The 21,690-nt window shown below is 51.8% G+C and carries 20 protein-coding genes and 2 pseudogenes; 16 read left to right on the plus strand and 6 right to left on the minus strand.

Going from position 1 to position 21,690, the window contains the following annotated elements; all coding sequences use genetic code 11:
* Positions 1-341: 341 nt before the first annotated feature.
* The 3 genes from ykgR to ykgO all read left to right on the plus strand — a co-directional run bounded on the left by ykgR (position 342) and on the right by ykgO (position 1,210).
* Positions 342-443, plus strand: a complete 102-nt coding sequence (gene ykgR, locus ACK8NJ_RS18320) for a small membrane protein YkgR (protein WP_000662258.1) — start codon at positions 342-344, stop codon at positions 441-443.
* 363 nt (positions 444-806) lie between these two features.
* Positions 807-1,070: a type B 50S ribosomal protein L31 gene (locus ACK8NJ_RS18325; RefSeq protein WP_000803997.1), complete on the plus strand. Its 264-nt coding sequence runs from the start codon at positions 807-809 to the stop codon at positions 1,068-1,070.
* Complete coding sequence (ykgO, locus tag ACK8NJ_RS18330) at positions 1,070-1,210, plus strand: type B 50S ribosomal protein L36 (protein WP_000866436.1); 141 nt, start codon at positions 1,070-1,072, stop codon at positions 1,208-1,210. Before ACK8NJ_RS18325 ends, ykgO begins: the two co-directional genes overlap by 1 nt.
* A 34-nt stretch (positions 1,211-1,244) precedes the next feature.
* Here ykgO and ykgL read toward each other — a convergent pair.
* Positions 1,245-1,470, minus strand: a pseudogene (ykgL, locus tag ACK8NJ_RS18335) (protein YkgL).
* Between the two features lie 823 nt (positions 1,471-2,293).
* On the opposite strand from ykgL, the gene ecpR reads away from it, so the two are divergent.
* The 7 genes from ecpR (at position 2,294) to ACK8NJ_RS18370 (ending at position 9,728) form a co-directional block, all read left to right on the plus strand.
* Positions 2,294-2,836 carry an ECP biosynthesis operon DNA-binding transcriptional regulator EcpR gene (ecpR, locus tag ACK8NJ_RS18340; protein WP_001305433.1) on the plus strand — a complete coding sequence of 181 codons (543 nt, stop codon included), beginning with the start codon at positions 2,294-2,296 and terminating at the stop codon, positions 2,834-2,836.
* Between the two features lie 74 nt (positions 2,837-2,910).
* Positions 2,911-3,498 carry a common pilus major fimbrillin subunit EcpA gene (gene ecpA / locus ACK8NJ_RS18345; protein WP_000730982.1) on the plus strand — a complete coding sequence of 196 codons (588 nt, stop codon included), beginning with the start codon at positions 2,911-2,913 and terminating at the stop codon, positions 3,496-3,498.
* Positions 3,499-3,554: 56 nt separating this feature from the next.
* Complete coding sequence (gene ecpB, locus ACK8NJ_RS18350; RefSeq protein ID WP_001366495.1) at positions 3,555-4,223, plus strand: fimbrial chaperone EcpB; 669 nt, start codon at positions 3,555-3,557, stop codon at positions 4,221-4,223.
* Between the two features lie 25 nt (positions 4,224-4,248).
* Positions 4,249-6,774 (plus strand): fimbrial usher EcpC, encoded by a 2,526-nt coding sequence (gene ecpC, locus ACK8NJ_RS18355; RefSeq protein ID WP_411961864.1) that lies wholly within the window; start codon positions 4,249-4,251, stop codon positions 6,772-6,774.
* Entirely contained in the window at positions 6,764-8,407 is a 1,644-nt protein-coding gene (gene ecpD / locus ACK8NJ_RS18360) for a fimbrial adhesin EcpD (protein WP_001314501.1), read from the plus strand. Before ecpC ends, ecpD begins: the two co-directional genes overlap by 11 nt.
* Complete coding sequence (gene ecpE, locus ACK8NJ_RS18365) at positions 8,376-9,086, plus strand: fimbrial chaperone EcpE (protein WP_328115049.1); 711 nt, start codon at positions 8,376-8,378, stop codon at positions 9,084-9,086. The genes ecpD and ecpE overlap by 32 nt, the downstream gene beginning before the upstream one ends.
* A 312-nt stretch (positions 9,087-9,398) precedes the next feature.
* The gene (locus ACK8NJ_RS18370) at positions 9,399-9,728 is read left to right on the plus strand and encodes a YkgJ family cysteine cluster protein (RefSeq protein ID WP_001303809.1); all 330 of its coding nucleotides are present in this window, start codon (positions 9,399-9,401) and stop codon (positions 9,726-9,728) included.
* Between the two features lie 248 nt (positions 9,729-9,976).
* Here the strand turns inward: ACK8NJ_RS18370 and ACK8NJ_RS18375 are convergent, their stop codons facing one another.
* Positions 9,977-10,591 (minus strand): YagU family protein, encoded by a 615-nt coding sequence (locus ACK8NJ_RS18375; RefSeq protein ID WP_001019920.1) that lies wholly within the window; start codon positions 10,589-10,591, stop codon positions 9,977-9,979.
* Positions 10,592-10,996: 405 nt separating this feature from the next.
* On the opposite strand from ACK8NJ_RS18375, the gene paoA reads away from it, so the two are divergent.
* From paoA to paoD, 4 genes are read left to right on the plus strand one after another with little or no spacing between them, the layout of a single operon-like run.
* Positions 10,997-11,686, plus strand: coding sequence for an aldehyde dehydrogenase iron-sulfur subunit PaoA (gene paoA / locus ACK8NJ_RS18380; protein WP_001589762.1), 690 nt, complete (start codon positions 10,997-10,999; stop codon positions 11,684-11,686).
* Entirely contained in the window at positions 11,683-12,639 is a 957-nt protein-coding gene (gene paoB / locus ACK8NJ_RS18385; RefSeq protein ID WP_087890993.1) for an aldehyde oxidoreductase FAD-binding subunit PaoB, read from the plus strand. The genes paoA and paoB overlap by 4 nt, the downstream gene beginning before the upstream one ends.
* Positions 12,636-14,834, plus strand: coding sequence for an aldehyde oxidoreductase molybdenum-binding subunit PaoC (paoC, locus tag ACK8NJ_RS18390; RefSeq protein ID WP_411961865.1), 2,199 nt, complete (start codon positions 12,636-12,638; stop codon positions 14,832-14,834). Before paoB ends, paoC begins: the two co-directional genes overlap by 4 nt.
* 9 nt (positions 14,835-14,843) lie before the next feature.
* Positions 14,844-15,800, plus strand: a complete 957-nt coding sequence (gene paoD / locus ACK8NJ_RS18395; RefSeq protein ID WP_000122398.1) for a molybdenum cofactor insertion chaperone PaoD — start codon at positions 14,844-14,846, stop codon at positions 15,798-15,800.
* A 179-nt stretch (positions 15,801-15,979) separates the two neighbouring features.
* On the opposite strand, the gene ACK8NJ_RS18400 is transcribed toward paoD, so the two are convergent.
* On the minus strand, positions 15,980-17,107 hold the full coding sequence (locus tag ACK8NJ_RS18400; protein WP_000171074.1) for an MFS transporter: 1,128 nt from the start codon (positions 17,105-17,107) through the stop codon (positions 15,980-15,982).
* 141 nt (positions 17,108-17,248) lie between these two features.
* Complete coding sequence (locus tag ACK8NJ_RS18405; protein WP_001586705.1) at positions 17,249-18,307, minus strand: alpha/beta hydrolase; 1,059 nt, start codon at positions 18,305-18,307, stop codon at positions 17,249-17,251.
* Between the two features lie 264 nt (positions 18,308-18,571).
* On the opposite strand from ACK8NJ_RS18405, the gene ACK8NJ_RS18410 reads away from it, so the two are divergent.
* Positions 18,572-19,456, plus strand: coding sequence for a LysR family transcriptional regulator (locus ACK8NJ_RS18410; protein ID WP_001119037.1), 885 nt, complete (start codon positions 18,572-18,574; stop codon positions 19,454-19,456).
* Between the two features lie 211 nt (positions 19,457-19,667).
* Positions 19,668-19,736, plus strand: a pseudogene (locus ACK8NJ_RS18415) (hypothetical protein); the annotation flags it as partial.
* Between the two features lie 153 nt (positions 19,737-19,889).
* On the opposite strand, the gene ACK8NJ_RS18420 reads toward ACK8NJ_RS18415, so the two are convergent.
* Together ACK8NJ_RS18420 and ACK8NJ_RS18425 are read right to left on the minus strand one after the other, a co-directional pair.
* Positions 19,890-20,810 (minus strand): nucleotidyl transferase AbiEii/AbiGii toxin family protein, encoded by a 921-nt coding sequence (locus tag ACK8NJ_RS18420; RefSeq protein ID WP_000365806.1) that lies wholly within the window; start codon positions 20,808-20,810, stop codon positions 19,890-19,892.
* On the minus strand, positions 20,797-21,579 hold the full coding sequence (locus ACK8NJ_RS18425) for a type IV toxin-antitoxin system AbiEi family antitoxin domain-containing protein (RefSeq protein WP_411961866.1): 783 nt from the start codon (positions 21,577-21,579) through the stop codon (positions 20,797-20,799). The genes ACK8NJ_RS18420 and ACK8NJ_RS18425 overlap by 14 nt, the downstream gene beginning before the upstream one ends.
* Positions 21,580-21,690: the final 111 nt, after the last annotated feature.

A 21,690-nucleotide genomic window follows, 5' to 3' on the forward strand; every position in this document is an offset into this window, starting at 1 on the left:
TATGTATCCGGCATAGTTGACTGTTTAATAAAGCTCAATTCCTCGCCCAGGTTACCAACAACGATATCTTGTATAACACCCCAGGAGATACGACATTATGATGAGATGCGATATGCTCCTCAGCGCCAATCAACTCGAGGACTGGGCCAGTCTTGAGATCAGACTCATTCCCGGAACTGACTTCAGGCGACATATATCAATGACGTTGGGGCAATAAAAGATAGCCGATGTAATACATCTATTCAAATTTGTGATACATGTCAAAAAATTGGTTGACCAAACTCGTTATTTATATAAGGGCACTTACGAAGTGCGCTCTTTTTTAAAGCGAGGAAGTACCAATGAAAGAGAATAAAGTACAACAAATCAGTCATAAACTGATTAATATCGTTGTTTTTGTCGCAATTGTAGAATACGCCTATTTATTTCTCCATTTCTATTAATAACGGCAATAAACTGTTCACTTCAGTGATATTTAAAATATGCATCCTCTCCCTTTTTTGTAAGTAATTATTATATCCGTGGGAGAGGAATACACGCTGTCAGGTAATCAATCATACTGCGATAAATCATCGGCCAGTAAAGTGGAGATAACCTCCATTCTCGAAAAATCCATACTCTCAGCAAAACCATCATCAATCACTCATCCAGGCGTTTATGGGAGCGTCACCAATGGCTGCTAACAATGCCAGAGTTCCCCGTTGCGGAAATTCCACATCCACAAAGGGTCACAGGGATTGGGTGTTGAAATGATCCGGATGAGCATGTATCTTTATGGTTATGTTATAACATAACAGGTGAAAATAATGAAACCCAATATCCATCCTGAGTATCGTACTGTGGTGTTCCACGACACCAGTGTTGATGAGTACTTTAAAATCGGCTCGACTATCAAAACAGACCGTGAGATTGAGCTGGATGGCGTAACGTATCCGTACGTGACAATTGATGTCTCTTCGAAATCGCACCCGTTCTATACAGGGAAGCTGAGAACAGTAGCATCAGAAGGAAATGTTGCACGGTTCACCCAACGTTTTGGTCGTTTTGTTAGCACGAAAAAGGAGGCGTGATGAAAGTCCTTAACTCTCTGCGTACCGCAAAAGAACGCCATCCAGACTGTCAGATTGTGAAGCGAAAAGGACGGCTGTATGTGATTTGTAAATCTAATCCACGTTTTAAGGCCGTTCAGGGGCGTAAGAAAAAGCGTTGATTCATAATTCGCCGGATTAACGATATTTGTCTGATTAATAATCAGACCGGATTAATGTTGGTGTATTTATTACACCAGCATTAATTTTCCTGGGGATGTATCTTCCTGTTCATTTAAGGTCAACTGCCTGACGTTTCTCTCCGAATATTCCATTATATTAATGTTGACTTGTTGACCAGCTGCGCCCTGTATGCTGGCATAAACTCTCTTTTAGACTGAACACGCCACTCAGTTTCCTCCCTTTGCGACGCAGCCTGCATTTACACTCAAACGGTTAAGATGATAAATGTGGTAAATCTGTTGGTACTGACATAAAAACGTTTACGCCACAGGAACGGCCTGATCCACCGGTAACCCCATCGCCGACGTTCGAGAGCCAGTTAGAGTAACGCGCACAGATGACTGAATGCAGTGCCCTGGCAAAGAGGCCATCGTTCCTGTGACAACTGGCAGTCTTCGTTTAACTTCACTTAATTTGGCTCTTAGGGGGCTTACCGGACAGATGACGTACTTACACCTGTTTAATTTTTCATCACTTATTGGGATGAACACCCATAACCATTTTGTGCGGCATGTTAATCCATTAAAACACCTTACTGATTGGCAAATCATCTTTAATTATGACTCATGATAGCTTTATATTCTATTTCTTATCATTTAAACTTGTTTTTTTACTAGTCCATTACACAACACATTAAGACTATTCCTAACACCTCAGGGCAAAGTTCCTGGCTAATATAAAATGCAAGTAAGAATTGAACGTTATATTGCCAATAACCTTATGAAACTGAATGTCTTTTTCTTCTTATCAAAAAAGCAATATTTTCATTTTTTGTAAATATTGACTTAACCATGGAATTCCTTTTCTGTTCACATATTGACACTCATCAGGAAAAAAACATAAATTTAAACCTAATCGAAATAATTAAAACTTAATCTCGTTTAACCTATATTGATATGTGCTACGTATCTTATTTACTTCCGATTTACTAAAGAAACTGAATGTACCTGTAAAAATTACAGGTTTGGAAAGTAGTGACATGGCAAAATGATTACAGCAGGGACTATGAGGTTAAAAACCATATGGAATGTCAAAACCGTTCTGATAAATACATCTGGTCTCCCCATGACGCCTACTTCTATAAAGGACTATCTGAACTGATTGTGGATATCGACAGATTAATTTATCTATCGCTGGAGAAAATCAGAAAAGATTTCGTGTTTATCAATCTCAATACGGATTCTTTAACTGAGTTTATAAACCGTGATAATGAGTGGTTATCCGCGGTAAAGGGGAAACAGGTCGTATTGATTGCGGCCAGAAAGTCAGAAGCCTTAGCAAATTATTGGTATTACAACAGCAATATTAGGGGCGTGGTATACGCTGGACTGAGTCGTGATATTAGAAAAGAACTGGCCTATGTGATTAATGGCAGGTTCCTGAGAAAAGATATTAAGAAAGATAAAATCACGGACCGGGAAATGGAAATTATCCGCATGACGGCTCAGGGAATGCTGCCTAAATCGATTGCCAGAATTGAAAATTGTAGTGTGAAGACAGTGTATACCCATCGGCGTAATGCTGAGGCCAAGCTGTACTCAAAAATATATAAGTTGGTTCCGTAAACTCCAGGCAAGTTAGTTTTAAAAAATGACTCACCGGGACATCACGTCCTCAATTCAACTCGGGAAGAAAAGCAATGAAAAAAAAGGTTCTGGCAATAGCTCTGGTAACGGTGTTTACCGGTACAGGTGTGGCGCAGGCTGCTGACGTAACAGCTCAGGCTGTAGCGACCTGGTCAGCAACAGCCAAAAAAGACACCACCAGTAAGCTGGTTGTGACGCCACTCGGTAGCCTGGCGTTCCAGTATGCCGAAGGCATTAAAGGTTTTAACTCACAGAAAGGTCTATTTGATGTGGCTATCGAGGGTGACTCAACGGCTACCGCCTTTAAACTGACCTCACGTCTTATCACCAACACCTTAACCCAGTTGGATACCTCAGGTTCCACACTGAATGTGGGCGTGGATTATAACGGCGCGGCAGTCGAAAAAACTGGCGATACCGTGATGATCGATACCGCCAACGGCGTACTGGGCGGCAACCTTAGCCCACTGGCTAACGGTTACAATGCCAGCAATCGTACCACCGCACAGGATGGTTTCACTTTCTCCATCATCAGCGGCACCACCAATGGTACCACCGCAGTAACCGATTACAGCACTCTACCGGAAGGCATCTGGAGCGGCGACGTTAGCGTACAGTTCGACGCGACCTGGACCAGTTAATCTCTCTGATGTACCAGCAGGGGTACCCCCCTGCTTTATTCCTGGACGGAATTGTTATGAAAAAGCACCTTCTGCCTCTCACTCTGCTGTTTTCCGGAATATCTCCGGCCCAGGCGCTGGATGTCGGCGATATATCATCGTTTATGAACAGTGACAGCAGCACGCTGAGCAAAACGATCCAAAACAGTACCGACAGTGGCCGCCTCATCAATATCCGTCTCGAACGGCTCTCTTCACCGCTTGACGACGGGCAGGTTATCGCAATGGACAAGCCGGATGAGTTGCTACTCACTCCCGCCAGCTTGCTGCTACCCGCCCAAGCCAGCGAAGTGATCCGCTTCTTCTATAAGGGACCCGCAGATGAAAAAGAGCGCTACTACCGCATTGTCTGGTTTGATCAGGCCCTCAGTGATGCGCAGCGCGATAATGCCAACCGTAGCGCTGTGGCCACTGCTTCCGCCCGCATCGGCACCATTCTGGTCGTCGCACCCCGCCAGGCGAACTACCACTTTCAGTACGCCAACGGCTCCCTGACAAATACAGGAAATGCGACGCTGCGGATCCTCGCCTACGGCCCCTGCCTGAAAGCCGCCAATGGTAAGGAGTGTAAAGAGAATTACTACCTGATGCCGGGCAAGTCGCGTCGTTTTACCCGCGTGGACACGGCGGATAACAAAGGACGGGTTGCACTTTGGCAGGGTGATAAGTTCATTCCCGTGAAATAGATAGCTGTGCAGATGGATAACGACAATGCCTTTACGACGGTTCTCCCCAGGACTGAAAGCCCAGTTTGCCTTCGGCATGGTCTTTTTGTTCGTTCAGCCCGATGCCAGCGCTGCTGACATAAGTGCGCAGCAAATAGGTGGGGTGATTATACCGCAGGCCTTCAGTCAGGCGCTTCAGGACGGCATGAGCGTCCCACTCTATATTCATCTCGCCGGTAGCCAGGGTCGCCAGGACGATCAGCGAATCGGCAGCGCTTTTATCTGGCTGGATGATGGACAGCTACGCATCCGGAAAATACAGCTGGAAGAGAGTGAAGATAACGCCAGTGTCAGCGAACAAACTCGACAACAGCTGATGGCTCTGGCGAACGCCCCGTTCAATGAGGCCCTTACCATCCCCCTGACTGACAACGCGCAGCTGGATCTCAGCTTGCGCCAACTGCTGCTGCAGCTGGTGGTCAAGCGCGAAGCGCTGGGCACTGTACTACGCTCACGTAGCGAAGACATCGGGCAGTCCAGTGTTAACACCCTCAGCAGTAATCTGAGCTATAACTTCGGCATCTATAACAACCAGTTGCGTAACGGCGGGAGCAACACATCCAGCTATCTGTCGCTGAATAACGTTACAGCACTGCGCGAACATCATGTGGTGCTCGACGGCTCGCTGTATGGGATCGGTAGCGGTCAACATGACAGTGAATTATATAAAGCGATGTATGAACGCGATTTTGCTGGTCACCGATTTGCCGGTGGAATGCTCGACACCTGGAACTTGCAGTCCTTAGGGCCGATGACCGCCATTTCAGCAGGGAAGATTTACGGCCTTTCCTGGGGAAACCAGGCCAGCTCCACCATCTTCGACAGCAGCCAGTCGGCCACGCCAGTGATCGCCTTTTTACCGGCGGCGGGCGAAGTACATCTCACCCGTGATGGGCGGCTACTAAGCGTTCAGAACTTCACCATGGGCAATCATGAAGTGGATACCCGGGGTCTACCGTACGGTATTTACGATGTGGAAGTTGAGGTAATCGTTAACGGTCGCGTGATCAGCAAACGCACTCAACGGGTCAATAAGCTGTTTAGCCGGGGGCGCGGCGTCGGTGCACCACTGGCGTGGCAGATATGGGGCGGTAGCTTTCATATGGATCGCTGGTCGGAAAACGGGAAAAAGACGCGACCAGCTAAAGAGAGTTGGCTGGCAGGTGCCTCGACCTCCGGCTCACTGAGTACGCTTAGCTGGGCGGCAACGGGATATGGATACGATAATCAGGCGGTGGGTGAAACCCGTCTGACGCTGCCGCTTGGGGGGGCGATCAACGTTAACCTGCAAAACATGCTGGCCAGTGACAGCTCATGGAGCAACATCGCCAGCATCAGCGCCACTCTACCGGGAGGCTTCAGTTCGCTGTGGGTTAACCAGGAAAAAACCCGCATTGGCAATCAATTGCGACGTAGCGATGCCGACAACCGTGCTATCGGCGGCACACTCAACCTGAACTCACTGTGGTCGAAGCTGGGCACATTCAGCATCAGCTACAATGATGACCGCCGTTACAACAGCCATTATTACACGGCAGATTACTATCAAAATGTCTACAGCGGTACCTTTGGTTCGCTTGGCCTGCGGGCCGGTATTCAGCGCTATAACAACGGCGACAGCAACGCCAATACAGGGAAATATATCGCTCTCGATCTCTCGCTACCACTGGGCAACTGGTTTAGCGCAGGGATGACTCATCAAAACGGCTACACCATGGCAAACCTGTCAGCACGCAAGCAGTTTGATGAAGGGACCATTCGCACTGTTGGTGCCAATCTGTCACGAGCCATCTCCGGCGATACCGGTGATGACAAAACCCTCAGCGGTGGGGCGTATGCACAGTTCGACGCTCGTTACGCCAGCGGAACGCTGAACGTTAATAGCGCGGCGGACGGCTACATCAATACCAATTTGACCGCCAACGGCAGCGTCGGCTGGCAGGGTAAAAACATCGCTGCCAGCGGGCGGACCGATGGCAACGCTGGGGTGATATTCGACACTGGCCTGGAGAACGATGGTCAGATCAGCGCCAAAATCAACGGGCGGATTTTCACGCTTAACGGCAAGCGTAACTATCTCCCGCTCTCTCCCTATGGAAGATATGAGGTGGAGTTGCAGAACAGCAAAAACTCACTCGACAGTTACGATATCGTCAGCGGTCGCAAAAGTCATCTGACTCTCTATCCAGGCAATGTCGCTGTCATTGAGCCAGAGGTGAAGCAGATGGTTACCGTCTCCGGTCGTATCCGTGCGGAAGACGGCACACTGCTGGCTAACGCACGGATTAACAACCATATCGGCCGAACCCGAACCGATGAAAACGGCGAGTTTGTCATGGACGTGGATAAGAAATACCCCACTATCGATTTTCGCTACAGTGGCAATAAAACCTGCGAAGTGGCACTGGAACTCAACCAGGCGCGCGGTGCCGTCTGGGTCGGTGATGTGGTCTGCAGCGGCCTCTCATCGTGGGCGGCGGTGACGCAGACAGGAGAAGAGAATGAGAGTTAACCTACTGATAGCGATGATAATCTTTGCGCTAATCTGGCCTGCAACCGCGCTCAGAGCGGCAGTGAGCAAAACAACCTGGGCGGATGCTCCGGCACGCGAGTTTGTGTTTGTCGAAAACAACTCAGACGACAACTTTTTCGTCACGCCTGGCGGGGCGCTGGATCCGCGCCTGACCGGTGCCAACCGCTGGACCGGTTTAAAATACACTGGCTCAGGAACCATCTATCAGCAAAGCCTCGGCTACATTGATAACGGTTACAACACCGGCCTTTATACCAACTGGAAGTTTGATATGTGGCTGGAAAATTCACCAGTTTCATCTCCTTTAACTGGCTTGCGCTGCATCAACTGGTACGCTGGGTGTAATATGACCACCAGTCTTATCCTGCCGCAAACCACCGACGCCAGTGGATTTTATGGCGCGACGGTGACCAGCGGCGGCGCGAAGTGGATGCACGGCATGTTGTCAGACGCGTTTTACCAGTATCTGCAACAAATGCCCGTCGGCAGCAGCTTTACAATGACCATCAATGCCTGCCAGACCTCTGTGAACTATGACGCCAGCAGCGGCGCACGCTGTAAGGATCAGGCCTCCGGCAACTGGTATGTTCGCAACGTCACCCATACGAAAGCAGCAAATCTACGGTTGATAAATACCCACTCGCTGGCGGAGGTGTTTATCAACAGCGACGGAGTACCGACTCTGGGCGAAGGGAACGCCGACTGCCGGACGCAAACCATCGGCAGCCGTTCAGGATTAAGTTGTAAGATGGTTAACTATACCCTGCAAACAAACGGACTCAGCAACACCTCAATCCATATATTCCCGGCGATCGCCAACTCGTCGTTAGCCTCGGCCGTCGGGGCGTACGATATGCAGTTCAGTCTGAATGGCAGTTCATGGAAACCGGTGAGCAATACTGCCTATTACTACACCTTCAACGAGATGAAGAGCGCAGACTCGATCTATGTTTTCTTCTCGAGCAACTTCTTTAAGCAGATGGTGAACCTCGGGATCAGCGATATCAACACCAAAGATCTATTCAACTTTCGCTTTCAGAACACCACATCACCGGAGTCTGGCTGGTATGAATTTTCTACCTCCAACACGCTGATTATCAAACCCCGTGATTTCAGCATCAGTATTATCTCCGATGAATATACTCAGACACCGTCGCGGGAGGGATATGTTGGCAGCGGCGAGTCGGCACTCGATTTCGGCTATATCGTAACCACCAGCGGTAAAACAGCTGCCGACGAAGTGCTGATCAAGGTGACCGGACCCGCGCAGGTGATTGGCGGGCGCTCCTATTGTGTCTTCAGCTCCGATGACGGTAAGGCGAAAGTACCGTTCCCGGCGACACTTTCCTTTATTACCCGCAATGGAGCTACAAAAACCTACGATGCCGGGTGCGATGATAGCTGGCGGGATATGACCGATGCGCTGTGGTTGACCACACCGTGGACTGATATCTCTGGCGAAGTGGGGCAGATGGATAAGACCACAGTCAAATTTTCGATTCCAATGGATAACGCCATTTCGCTGCGTACGGTAGATGATAACGGCTGGTTTGGCGAAGTCAGCGCTTCAGGAGAAATTCATGTTCAGGCGACGTGGCGTAACATTAACTAAGGCCCTGCTGACAGCGGTCTGTATGCTGGCGGCACCTTTGACACAGGCGATTTCGGTCGGCAATCTGACATTTTCGCTGCCGTCCGAGACTGACTTTGTCAGCAAACGTGTAGTGAATAACAACAAAAGCGCACGGATATACCGTATTGCCATCAGTGCTATTGATAGCCCGGGCAGCAGTGAATTGCGCACCCGACCGGTGGATGGTGAACTGCTTTTCGCCCCCCGCCAGCTGGCGTTGCAGGCTGGTGAGAGCGAGTATTTTAAATTTTACTATCATGGTCCACGGGATAACCGCGAGCGCTACTACCGGGTCTCATTTCGCGAGGTCCCCACTCGCAACCAGACAAGACGCAGCCCAACCGGCGGCGAGGTCAGCACGGAGCCGGTGGTGGTGATGGATACCATTCTGGTAGTACGACCTCGTCAGGTTCAGTTTAAATGGTCCTTCGACAAGGTGACAGGAACGGTAAGTAACACTGGCAACACATGGTTTAAGCTACTGATTAAGCCAGGATGTGATTCGACCGAAGAGGAAGGCGATGCCTGGTATCTACGTCCGGGAGACGTGGTTCATCAGCCTGAGTTACGTCAGCCGGGGAATCATTATCTGGTCTATAACGACAAATTCATTAAGATTAGCGATTCCTGTGCGGCTAAGCCCCCTTCGGCGGACTAAGACTTATCCATCGGTCGAGGGAAGAATTCCACCTCAAAGCCCCAAAAATCGTTTAAATGATGTGGACGCGATCGTCAATATCACCTGTAACGATGGGCTTTCTCATATGCACACCATAGTGTTCAGGAGACACGGAAAGGTGCCAGGCAGCCTGCTAACGAGTGGTTTCTTCACGAATTAGTACGTAAAATCGGTAACGGCTGGAAATCATTCAATACTCACACTATCGAAAGTTCTCCAGCCAACCGCGGTACGTTCTTACATACGATGTACCGCTGTTCTCTTTACGATTTATAGCTGTACTGGTGAATTATGAGCAATCTGAATCCATGCATGACGTGTGGTGCCTGTTGTGCATTTTTCCGCGTCTCTTTTTACTGGGCCGAAGCCGACGATGCTGGCGGTACCATTCCCGCCAGGCTCACTGAACAAATATCCCCTTTTCACCGATGCATGAGCGGTACCAATCAGAAAAACCCCCGATGTATTGCCCTTGCAGGAACACCGGGCAAAAATGCCTGCTGCACGATATATAAAAATCGATCGTCCACGTGCAGAGAATTCGCCATGTCTGGTGAGAACGGAGTCGTCAATGAGGCTTGCAATCGTGCAAGAGCTAAATACGGGCTGACACCGTTATAAATATGCAATAATTAATTGCACTGCCCCGCCAGCTATAATCGCGGGGCTTCGTTTTTCAGGGATAACAAAACCCGAAACTTCTTCCATCTGCCAGCAACAATGCCTCTTCCTCTATAGTGTTCTCCGGATCTACAGCATCCTGAAGTAGCGCGATGTACTCACGGGCTATCTGCTTCAGAAAGTAAAAAGCAATGTTTTTAACCTATAAAAATGGCGCTGCATTTGCGCCATTTTTATTATTCAATGCATTATCTGTTTGAGCCTAAAGGGATCTCAGGGTCTGGCTCATGAGTAATTCTGTTTCGTAAATCTCTGCGAATAATTTCAATGGACCAGAACCAGACTAAATGTCCAAAAATTTCAGAAACATTCTCATACCACGGGAGATCAAACAGAGGTGGCGTCAGTCCCATGAGAGGGAATGAAATCATATGAACAAAAAGTTGGGCTAAAGCACCTGCCAGTAAGCCCTGCCAGAGTTTAATTTTTGGAAATACTTCAGCGACCACACAATAACCGACAGCAAACACTATCGAAAAGATAATGTGCGTAACACCAACCCAGTTAAAGACATGCCCGGCAAAGGTATAAACAGCCGCATTGGGATCTGTCAGCCCCAACCAGTCTCGAAGAAAAATATACGGAGGATTGAGAAAATTACGGGAGCAATCAATTTGCCCAGCAGCCCTGATTAATGATTCCGGGCCACACGCTGCATTAAACATATCCACCGGGCTACGTGGCGGCAATGGAACTTCAGCCCCCCACTTCACAAATGCGGAAACAACGCCAGCAATCAGCCCAATGAATGCAGCAAGACCATAACGTCTGCGGTTCGGTGGAGTTTGTTCAAATATATTCATATCTACCCTGCTTGTACCATTATGTTATACATCTCTTCAGGAGTATTCATAAAATAAGACAAATGTAAAGAACTGTATTGTTTTGTATAATGCAATGGTGACTAATCGCCAATGAATATAAGCACCATCATTTCTCCCTATTTTTATATTAAAAGTGACAACGATTTACAGGGTGATGCTGAGCTGACAATCACAGGTTTCCTTATCGGTTTTTGCATCGCACAACTAAAGCAATAAACGAGCTCCCGTCATCGGCGAATATGAATTAATTAGCCGGGCTCATAGCTGCATTCGCGTTTTAAGAATAATCCTCCTGCTCTCACCGACTATGCTTAACGTTTAAAAAAGCATCAGCACTCTCGCAACGCATTCTTATTTTCCCCTTTAGAATACCGGAGGCCTGGTATGAGCAACCAAGGCGAATACCCCGAAGATAATCGGGTTGGGAAGCACGAGCCGCACGATTTTAGTTTGACCCGTCGCGATCTGATTAAAGTCAGCGCCGCAACGGCGGCGACCGCCGTGGTTTATCCTCATTCTACGCTTGCGGCAAGCGTTCCGGCAGCTACACCCGCGCCAGAGATAATGCCCCTGACACTTAAGGTGAACGGCAAAACCGAGCAGTTGGACGTTGATACCCGAACCACGCTACTGGACGCTTTGCGTGAAAATCTGCATCTGATCGGTACCAAGAAAGGTTGCGATCACGGACAGTGCGGAGCCTGTACCGTGCTGGTCAATGGTCGAAGGCTTAATGCCTGCCTGACGCTTGCAGTCATGCATCAGGGGGCCGAGATCACCACCATTGAAGGCCTGGGTTCACCAGACCATCTTCATCCTATGCAGGCGGCCTTTATCAGACATGATGGCTTCCAGTGCGGCTACTGCACCTCCGGGCAAATTTGCTCATCAGTAGCGGTGCTAAAAGAGATTCAGGACGGCATTCCCAGTCACGTCACGGTCGATTTGGTTTCCCCTCCAGAAAGAACTGCCGATGAGATCCGTGAACGTATGAGCGGCAACATCTGTCGCTGTGGTGCATACGCTAACATCCTTGCCGCCATTGAAGACGCTGCGGGGGAGATAAAATCATGAAGGCGTTTACCTATGAACGTGTGAACACCCCTGCCGAGGCGGCACTTAGCGCTCAGCGCGTACCCGGCGCAAAATTTATCGCTGGCGGGACCAATCTGCTGGACCTGATGAAGCTGGAAATTGAAACGCCCCCCCACCTTATCGATGTGAACGGGCTCGGGCTCGATAAGATTGAAGTGATCGACGCGGGTGGGCTGCGCATCGGCGCACTGGTACGGAACACCGACCTGGCGGCTCACGAGCGCGTGCGTCGTGATTACGCGGTACTCTCCCGCGCCCTGCTCGCTGGCGCGTCTGGTCAGTTACGTAATCAGGCAACCACCGCAGGTAATCTGCTCCAGCGCACGCGCTGCCCCTATTTTTACGACACCAATCAGCCCTGCAATAAGCGCCTGCCCGGGAGCGGCTGCGCGGCACTTGAAGGCTTTAGCCGTCAGCACGCGGTGGTAGGCGTAAGCGAAGCCTGCATTGCCACCCATCCGAGCGATATGGCGGTCGCAATGCGGTTGCTGGATGCGGTGGTGGAAACCATCACGCCGGAGGGAAAGACTCGCAGTATCACACTGGCTGATTTTTATCACCCTCCGGGAAAAACGCCGCACATTGAAACCGCCCTGCTTCCCGGTGAGCTTATCGTTGCGGTGACGTTACCTCCGCCGCTCGGCGGAAAACATATTTACCGTAAGGTGCGCGATCGCGCCTCCTACGCCTTTGCCCTGGTATCGGTCGCAGCGATTATTCAGCCTGACGGCAGCGGGCGCGTCGCGCTGGGCGGAGTAGCACATAAGCCCTGGCGCATTGAGGCTGCGGATGCTCAGCTATCCCAGGGGGCGCAGGCCGTATATGACGCGCTGTTCGCCAGCGCCCATCCCACCGCTGAAAACACCTTTAAACTCCTGTTGGCGAAGCGAACGCTTGCCTCCGTACTGGCTGAAGCGAGGGCACAGGCATGAAATTTGATAAACCCGCAGGGGAAAACCCGATCGATCAGCTGAAGGTTGTCGGTCGTCCCCATGACCGCATCGACGGACCGCTGAAAACTACCGGCACGGCACGCTACGCCTACGAATGGCATGAAGAAGCCCCCAACGCCGCCTATGGTTATATCGTCAGTTCTGCCATTGCCAAAGGACGCCTCACCGCCCTTGATACGGACGCCGCGCAAAAAGCGCCGGGCGTACTGGCTGTCATTACCGCCAGTAACGCTGGGGCACTCGGCAAAGGCGACAAAAACACCGCCAGGCTGTTAGGCGGCCCCACTATTGAGCACTATCATCAGGCCATTGCGCTGGTAGTGGCCGAGACCTTCGAACAGGCACGAGCGGCGGCCTCGCTGGTGCAGGCGCACTATCGCCGTAATAAAGGAGCTTACTCCCTGGCGGACGAGAAACAGGCCGTCAGTCAGCCGCCGGAAGACACGCCCGATAAAAATGTTGGTGACTTTGACGGGGCTTTCACCTCCGCTGCGGTGAAGATTGATGCTACCTACACGCCCCCGGACCAGAGCCATATGGCGATGGAGCCGCATGCCTCGATGGCCGTCTGGGATGGAAATAAGCTTACCCTCTGGACCTCAAATCAGATGATTGACTGGTGCCGCACCGATCTGGCAAAAACGCTGAAAGTGCCCGTGGAGAATGTGCGTATTATCTCCCCGTATATCGGTGGAGGGTTTGGCGGCAAGCTGTTCCTGAGAAGCGATGCGCTGCTGGCGGCCCTCGCCGCCCGTGCGGTGAAACGTCCGGTTAAAGTGATGCTCCCCCGCCCCACTATTCCCAATAACACCACGCACCGCCCCGCCACCCTTCAGCACTTGCGTATCGGTGCCGACCAGAGCGGGAAAATCACTGCTATCTCACATGAAAGCTGGTCCGGAAACCTGCCCGGCGGCACGCCGGAAACGGCGGTACAGCAAAGCGAATTTCTTTACGCAGGGGCGAATCGTCATACCGGCCTGCGGCTCGCCACGCTTGATTTGCCGGAAGGGAACGCCATGCGTGCGCCCGGCGAAGCCCCCGGTCTGATGGCGCTCGAAATCGCGATCGACGAACTGGCGGAAAAAGCGGGCATCGATCCCGTCGAGTTTCGCATCCTGAATGACACTCAGGTTGACCCCGCCGACCCGACGCGCCGCTTCTCTCGCCGTCAGCTTATCGAGTGCTTGCGCACCGGAGCGGATAAATTTGGCTGGAAGCAGCGCAACGCCACACCCGGACAGGTACGCGACGAAGAGTGGCTAGTCGGCCACGGCGTCGCGGCGGGCTTTCGCAATAATCTGCTGGAAAAATCGGGGGCTCGGGTTCACCTCGAACCAAACGGCACCGTTACCGTGGAAACGGACATGACCGACATTGGCACCGGCAGCTACACCATTCTGGCCCAGACGGCAGCGGAAATGCTTGGCGTACCGCTGGAGCAGGTTGCGGTTCACCTCGGCGATTCCAGTTTCCCGGTTTCTGCGGGGTCTGGTGGACAATGGGGCGCAAATACCTCCACCTCCGGCATTTACGCCGCCTGTGTGAAGCTTCGCGAAATGATTGCCTCGGCAGTCGGGTTTGATCCTGAGCAGTCGCAGTTTGCCGACGGCAAGATTACCAACGGTACCCGAAGCGCCATGCTACATGAGGCCACCGCAGGCGGCAGACTGACAGCGGAAGAGAGCATTGAATTCGGAACACTGAGCAAGGAGTACCAGCAGTCGACCTTTGCCGGGCATTTTGTGGAGGTCGGCGTGCATAGCGCGACGGGAGAAGTTCGGGTCCGGCGTATGCTCGCTGTGTGTGCTGCAGGACGCATCCTGAATCCGAAAACTGCACGCAGCCAGGTCATTGGCGCAATGACTATGGGCATGGGTGCGGCACTGATGGAGGAGCTGGCGGTGGATAACCGTTTGGGCTACTTCGTTAATCACGATATGGCGGGGTATGAGGTGCCGGTTCATGCGGATATCCCAAAACAGGAGGTGATTTTCCTGGATGATACCGACCCCATCTCCTCCCCGATGAAGGCCAAAGGTGTCGGTGAGCTGGGCCTGTGCGGCGTGAGCGCGGCTATCGCCAACGCGGTGTATAACGCCACCGGTATTCGGGTACGGGATTATCCCATCACTCTGGATAAGCTGCTCGATAAACTGCCGGATGTGGTTTAAGGAGGAACAATGTCATACTCGCTTTTTGACAAAGACGAGCACTGGCATAAGCCAGAGCAGGCGTTTCTCACCGATGACCACCGGACCATTCTGCGCTTCGCCGTAGAGGCGCTAATGTCCGGTAAAGGAGCGGTGCTGGTGACGCTGGTGGAGATACGCGGCGGCGCGGCGCGCCCGCTCGGGGCGCAGATGGTGGTGCGCGAAGATGGTCGTTACTGCGGTTTTGTCTCTGGCGGCTGCGTGGAGGCCGCTGCCGCTTTTGAAGCGCTGGAGATGATGGGCTCAGGCCGCGATCGCGAAATTCGCTATGGTGAAGGTTCGCCGTGGTTTGACATCGTTCTGCCCTGCGGCGGTGGGATCACGCTGACGCTCCATAAACTACGCTCGGCACAGCCTCTGCTCGCCGTGCTGAACCGCCTGGAACAGAGAAAACCGGCGGGTCTGCGCTACGATCCGCAAGCTCAATCGCTGGTGTGCCTGCCCACGCAAACCCGGACAGGCTGGAATCTCAATGGCTTTGAGGTGGGGTTCAGACCATGCGTCAGTCTGATGATTTACGGACGTTCTCTTGAGGCGCAGGCAACCGCGAGTCTTGCAGCAGCCACAGGCTATGACAGCCATATCTTCGATCTTTTTCCGGCCTCAGCCAGCGCTCAGATCGATACCGATACGGCGGTCATTTTGCTGTGCCATGATCTCAACCGGGAGCTGCCAGTGTTGCAGGCCGCGCGAGAGGCAAAACCCTTTTATCTCGGCGCATTGGGCAGCTATCGAACCCACACTTTACGTCTGCAAAAGCTCCACGAGCTGGGATGGTCCAGGGAGGAGACAGCGCAAATCCGGGCACCCGTCGGGATATTCCCCAAAGCCCGGGATGCGCATACTCTGGCACTCTCCGTGCTGGCAGAAGTCGCCTCTGTACGTCTCCATCAGGAGGAGGATTCATGCCTGCCCCCGTCGTCCTGATCCTTGCGGCCGGGCGTGGAGAGCGCTTTCTCGCCTCCGGGGGAAATACCCATAAATTAAGAGAAAAATCTGCAGTAGCCGTTTTAGAAAATCACCTAAATCGTTTAAAAGAGCACCCAACCCATAGTGGGCGCTCATCGCCTTGTGTAACTTATTCAGCAACGCGCGCCCTCGCCGGACTAAAGCGCACCGGCCTTCTGGCGTGCGGTAACAAAGGTCAGTACGCCAGCGCAAAGGAGCAGCACGCTACTCATAGCAAACGTGCTCTGCCAGCCAAGGCGGTCAAATACGATGCCTCCTGCTGTTGATCCAAGGGCGATGGAGAGCTGAATCACCGCGACCATGAGCCCGCCTCCGGCTTCGGCGTTGTCAGGCAACGTACGCGCAATCCATGTCCACCATCCGGTTGGCGCGGCGGTGGCCAGCATGCCCCAGAGTCCTAACAGCAGCGAGACCGTCCAGACGTGATGCCCGGTCAGCATCAGACCGATAGCAATGACGGCCATCAGTCCGGGTATGGCCATCAGCGTGGGGTAGAATTTTCTGTTGAGAAATGCCGAAACAACCAGCGTGCCAATAAAACCGGCCACGCCGATAATCAGCAAAATCAACGACAAGCCTAAGGAATTAACCCGTGTCACCGACTCCAGAAACGGGCGCACATAGGTGAATAGTGCAAACTGCCCCATGAAAAACAGGCAGCAGGCTATCATGCCGACCACAACCATGCGGCGGCTAAATAAGCGGAATACCGCGCCACATGAAGTGTGGCTTTTATTCGCATCCATGCTTGGCAGGCTGATGCACTGCCAGATAAAGGCGACAACCGCGATGGGCACCAGGCACAAGAAAGCGCCTCGCCATCCGACCGTAGCCCCCAGATAGCTTCCCAGCGGTGCGGCCACGACCGTCGCCAGCGCATTACCGGCGTTGAAAATTGCCAGCGCACGCGTGACCTGATGCTGCGGCACCAGACGAATCGCCGTTGCCGCTGACATCGACCAGAATCCGCCAATAGCCACACCAATCATCGCACGACCGACCATATACATCAGATAACTGGAAGCCAGCGCAATAATAAGCCCCGATACGGCCATCAGAACCGTCATCCCCAGCAGCAGGAACTTACGATTCATCTTTCCAGCTAGCGTTGAAAGCGTCAGGCTGGTCAGAACCGCCAGCGCGCCGGAGATAGCAATCCCCTGCCCTGCCAGCCCCTCCGTCACGCCTAAATCGCGGGTAATCGGCGTGAGCAGGCTGACGGGCATAAATTCAGAAGCAATCAGCACAAACACGCACAGGGTCATGGCAAAAATACCGCCCCAGTATGCGCGCTGATGATGAGGTGATAGTGTTTGGCTTAGTGTCGACATAGTGAAATTTCACAAAGATCAGGATAAAAGCCACCAGCCTATGGCCGGTGGCTTTGCATCAATTCAGGAGAGGTTTTATTTCAGTTTGGTCTGGAAAAATTGTTCGAACTTCGCGAAAGGTATTTTTCCGGCCACGTTATCGTACAGGTCCACGTGATTTGCCCCTGGTACCACCACCAGCTCTTTGTCTTTACTGCCAACCGCCTTGTAAGCATCTTCAGCAAAATAGCGTGAATGCGCTTTCTCACCGGTCACAATCAGCGTCGGGATGGTGATTTCACTGGCGTAGCTCAACAGCGGCATATTCATAAATGACAGCGGCATCGTTGCCGTCCACGCCCCGGTAGAGTTAACGGAACGTTCGTGGAAGCCGCGCGGCATGCGATAGTAGTCAAAGAACTCTTTCAGTACCGGATGAGGATTTGCCGGCAGCGTTTCTGGCAGAATGCGCTCGCCCGCACTGACCTTGCCGTTGCTATCGACATTAATATCATGACCACCGTGAGCGAACGTTCCGCTCTGCGCATCCTGCCAGCGCTGTTCATTCAGATATTGCAGAACGGCACGACGGTCGGCGGTAGAATAACGGTCTTTGCCATCCCCCACACCATGACCCATCGCCCGGCTCATGTCATACATCACGCTGGTAGCTACCGCTTTAACGCGGGTATCCATCGCCACGTCGTTCAGCGCCATGCCGCCCCAGCCACAAATACCGAGCAGCCCGATACGGTTGCGATCTACCTCTTTTTGCAGCCCTAAGAAATCCACCGCCGCGCTGAAATCTTCAGTGTTGATATCCGGTGAGGCGACGTTTCGCGGATAGCCGCCGCTTTCCCCGGTGTAAGAAGGATCGAACGCCAGGGTAACAAACCCTCGTTCCGCCAGCGTCTGCGCATACAGGCCGCTGGATTGCTCTTTCACCGCGCCAAATGGCCCACTGACCGCAATCGCCGCCAGCTTGCGATCGCCACGGTCTTTAGGCAGGTAAAGATCGCCCACTAAGGTGATGCCATATCGGTTCGGGAACGAGACTTTACGGTGATCGACTTTCTGGCTCTCGGCGAACGTTTTATCCCATTTATCTGTCATGGACACAGGGGCATTAGGATTGGTTGAATCAGCATAACTCATTGTCGTGACTCCAATTAATGATGCGAAAAGCAGCATGGTCGGCATCGCGGTTTTTAGCGTTCGGGTGAAGGCTTTCATAAAAATCCCCATAAAAAACAATAGAGAGATACAGGTTTCCGACGGAAAACGCTGCGGTGCTTTGCTTTGATGGGGTCATTATAATGAGCAGAATTAGTGCTGATTAGGGGGCGATTAATGCTAAGATTAATACCATATTGTTATAAATTAATGCGGAGATTGCCGGCATGAAGGGGGGATGTTTCAATGGCGAAAAGGGAGAACTATAACGAGCTGTACCTGTTTATGCAGGTGGTGCGAGAAGGCAGCTTTACCGCAGCGGCTCAGCGGCTGGGTCTTGCTCAGTCAGGAGTCAGCCGTTCTGTTCGCGAGCTTGAAGAAAGGCTGGGCGTCCAGCTGCTAGTGCGCACCACGCGTAAACTGTCGCTGACACAAGCAGGCGAGCAGCTCTACCAGAAGACGGCATCTGGATTTGAAATGTTAGATCTTGGGCTTGCCACGCTGGCGCACTATCGAGAGACGCCCTCCGGCACGGTGCGTATCAATGCCAGCCAGCACGCGATTGATAAATGCCTGCTGCCAAAGCTGGCGGTATTTAAACAGCGATATCCTGATATCCGGCTTGAACTGATAAATGAGAGCCGGTTCGTCGATATCATCGAGGAAAGATTCGATGCAGGTGTCCGCCTGGGGCCTGAAGTCGGCCAGGGTATGGTCGCGGTACGCATCACGCCCGATATGGAGATGGCAATTGTGGGGACTCCGGAACATTTTCGTCGCTATGGTTTTCCGCAAACCCCGGCGGATTTAAAGGCGCATCCCTGTATCGCCTATCAGTTTGCCGACGGCAGCGTATACCAGTGGGAACTCAATCAGGATGATAAAAAAATCACTCATCGCCCTGAAGGGCAATGGGCCTTATCCGACAGCTATATGGAAGCAGAAGCAGCCCGGCTGGGCCTCGGATTGGCCTATGTTCCTGTTGAACTGGTCGCGGATGATTTAGAACACGGTAAGCTTATCAGGGTGTTGCAGCGTTACAGCCTGCGAATGGAGGGATTGTTTCTCTATTACCCTCATCGCAACGTCTCCCCCGCCCTGCGGATGGTCATTGATACATTGAAAATCTGAACGTTAACAACGACCGACTCTTTACTGTGCAATATTGTGTCAGGTAGTCCCTCTGCGTTCAATTCCAGGGTCTGCTTTGAGCGAGAAAGAGGGGACTATCCAGCAATGGAGATCACCCAAAAGAAAAAACCACCTGGCTCCCTCGACAACCTTCATCCGGGCATTGAGCCTCAATCAACATTTTTATATCTGTCAGGTTACTTCATTATGAAAACTGATCATCATCGTTGTTTTTGTTGCAATAGTAGAATACGCGTATTTATTCCTCCATCTCTATTAATAACGGCAATAAACTGTTCACTTCACTGATATTTAAAATATGTATCCTTTTCAAGCTGTTCAGCGGCGTAAGAAAAAGTATTAATTATGAATTCGACGATTTAACCATTTCTGGCTGATTGGTAATCATCTGTGATTAATGCTGGTCTATTGATTACGCCAGCACCCTCTCTAGCTTATTCACCGCCGCCACATACTTCGCCGGATTTTTATCTTTCAGCACCGCCAGATTACGTTGCTTCCAGCGAATAGCCGGAAGATGCTGAATTTCAGGATAGCGATACCGCGACCAGTCAGGGCTGTTTTGCTTAAAACTGAGCAAGAACTCGCGATCCAGATCCGTAAGATGTGACTTCAACGCCTGCGGCAGCAAAGTCGTTACTGACAGCAGCGATTCCAGCGACGTTTCCTGCTGAGTCATCCCCGAAAATTCCTGAGCATACAGCGTCGTGATCCGCTCTGTATCCCAGTTTGGGGCCAGCAACTCGGCAATGGGGCGGGGATGGCCTGCCAGATAACAAAGAAAACCGTCAAAGATCTCCCGCATCAGTCCCGGTTTCTCCAGCATATTCAGCACATCAAACAGATCGCGCGGGTGCTGACGATCAAGCGCTGCGCAGATTTTACCGCCATAAAGATCCGCCAGCGAGACGACACTCATGGTGGTGAAGCCATACTCCATTTCCACACGTTCGCACACAGGCATTTCTGCCGGAGGCAACAACAGCCCGCGCCAGACCGGGCTAACCTCGATCTTAATCTTTGCATCAGCGGTATTCACAATGATGCGCTTTTCATCCGCTTTATTTTCCTGCCGAATCGCGGTGATCCCCGGTCTGCCGTTCAGCGATGCAGTAATCCTCTTCAAAGCGTCGTTGATAGCCGCCAGATCAGTATCGCGATCCGCAAAGCTCTTATACGCCAGATCAATATCCACCGACAGACGGGGAAAATCCTGCACAAACAAATTGATTGCCGTGCCGCCTTTCAACGCGAAACAGGACTCCTTCGCCACATGCGGCAGAGCAGCCATCAACAGCTTAACCTGCCGGGCATAACTATCACGCAGATCCATCTTCGACTCCTTCCGGTTTAAATGCGCGTGGAACAGTAATTTGATAATCCGGCTCCAGCCAGCCGCCGGGTATGATTTGCCGCTTTCCCGTACCTGTTTCTATACCGCTTTGATCAATATACTGAAAATAAGGGTGTCCATTACGCCGGGCAAGGTAAAGCATCACCCGGTTGGTTTTAACCGAATGACTGGCGCAGAGTAACGCCTGCAATTTACGCGGGCTGAGAAGATTCATCCCCTGAAACAGAGCATCGGCATGTTCGAACGATATCAACGAAGGAACGCCGCAGGCGATCTCATACGCGGCCAGTTCCGGGGCACTGCCTGCTAACTGGCGGTCGCCAATTTTCAGTTCCGTAGTCAATGACGTTACATCTACGGTAAGCCCCGATGTATACAGCATGATAAATGTTGCAGATTGTTCGAAGGCAGCAAACCATCCCGGCAGCTTAACGTAAGCCGGAAGCGCGAGCCAGACCTGCGGCTTACCCGGTTCGGTATAGTGCGCATGGCCCTGAAGCGCAAGGCTGGTTAGCCCCGCCACCCGTACTGGCTTTTCCCACTGTGTTTGCAGGCAGTAAACCGCGTCCACCCAGTCCGGTTCACGACCCGTCCGGCAGTATACGCCGTGAGCGATCCGCCTGAGCCAGCCATTCTGGACATAGAGGTAAGAGAGCTTACGATCTACGCCGTTGCGGGTAAGCCATGACTGGAGCAGCACTTGGCCGGGTAGCGTGTTTTGCATCAACCAGTTTATATAATTTGGCAAATGTCGCTCCTGAATAGACATTAGTACGAATATTTAAACCAGTGTAGGTTCAGGGATACCCCACAGCAAGAAATAGTTTACTTATTCCTCATTTTGTCTACTTAAAATCGA

It is taken from the genome of Escherichia sp. F1 (assembly GCF_046764225.1).
GTDB classification, from domain to species: Bacteria; Pseudomonadota; Gammaproteobacteria; order Enterobacterales; family Enterobacteriaceae; genus Escherichia; species Escherichia coli.

What these genes read in the sequence shown, in the direction of transcription:
- ykgR (WP_000662258.1), top strand. Translation starts at nt 342, where the DNA reads ATGAAAGAGAATAAAGTACAACAAATCAGTCATAAACTGATTAATATC.
- ACK8NJ_RS18325 (WP_000803997.1), top strand. Translation starts at nt 807, where the DNA reads ATGAAACCCAATATCCATCCTGAGTATCGTACTGTGGTGTTCCACGAC.
- ykgO (WP_000866436.1), top strand. Translation starts at nt 1,070, where the DNA reads ATGAAAGTCCTTAACTCTCTGCGTACCGCAAAAGAACGCCATCCAGAC.
- ecpR (WP_001305433.1), top strand. Translation starts at nt 2,294, where the DNA reads ATGGAATGTCAAAACCGTTCTGATAAATACATCTGGTCTCCCCATGAC.
- ecpA (WP_000730982.1), top strand. Translation starts at nt 2,911, where the DNA reads ATGAAAAAAAAGGTTCTGGCAATAGCTCTGGTAACGGTGTTTACCGGT.
- ecpB (WP_001366495.1), top strand. Translation starts at nt 3,555, where the DNA reads ATGAAAAAGCACCTTCTGCCTCTCACTCTGCTGTTTTCCGGAATATCT.
- ecpC (WP_411961864.1), top strand. Translation starts at nt 4,249, where the DNA reads ATGCCTTTACGACGGTTCTCCCCAGGACTGAAAGCCCAGTTTGCCTTC.
- ecpD (WP_001314501.1), top strand. Translation starts at nt 6,764, where the DNA reads ATGAGAGTTAACCTACTGATAGCGATGATAATCTTTGCGCTAATCTGG.
- ecpE (WP_328115049.1), top strand. Translation starts at nt 8,376, where the DNA reads ATGTTCAGGCGACGTGGCGTAACATTAACTAAGGCCCTGCTGACAGCG.
- ACK8NJ_RS18370 (WP_001303809.1), top strand. Translation starts at nt 9,399, where the DNA reads ATGAGCAATCTGAATCCATGCATGACGTGTGGTGCCTGTTGTGCATTT.
- ACK8NJ_RS18375 (WP_001019920.1), bottom strand. Translation starts at nt 10,591, where the DNA reads ATGAATATATTTGAACAAACTCCACCGAACCGCAGACGTTATGGTCTT.
- paoA (WP_001589762.1), top strand. Translation starts at nt 10,997, where the DNA reads ATGAGCAACCAAGGCGAATACCCCGAAGATAATCGGGTTGGGAAGCAC.
- paoB (WP_087890993.1), top strand. Translation starts at nt 11,683, where the DNA reads ATGAAGGCGTTTACCTATGAACGTGTGAACACCCCTGCCGAGGCGGCA.
- paoC (WP_411961865.1), top strand. Translation starts at nt 12,636, where the DNA reads ATGAAATTTGATAAACCCGCAGGGGAAAACCCGATCGATCAGCTGAAG.
- paoD (WP_000122398.1), top strand. Translation starts at nt 14,844, where the DNA reads ATGTCATACTCGCTTTTTGACAAAGACGAGCACTGGCATAAGCCAGAG.
- ACK8NJ_RS18400 (WP_000171074.1), bottom strand. Translation starts at nt 17,107, where the DNA reads ATGACCCTGTGCGTGTTTGTGCTGATTGCTTCTGAATTTATGCCCGTC.
- ACK8NJ_RS18405 (WP_001586705.1), bottom strand. Translation starts at nt 18,307, where the DNA reads ATGAGTTATGCTGATTCAACCAATCCTAATGCCCCTGTGTCCATGACA.
- ACK8NJ_RS18410 (WP_001119037.1), top strand. Translation starts at nt 18,572, where the DNA reads ATGGCGAAAAGGGAGAACTATAACGAGCTGTACCTGTTTATGCAGGTG.
- ACK8NJ_RS18420 (WP_000365806.1), bottom strand. Translation starts at nt 20,810, where the DNA reads ATGGATCTGCGTGATAGTTATGCCCGGCAGGTTAAGCTGTTGATGGCT.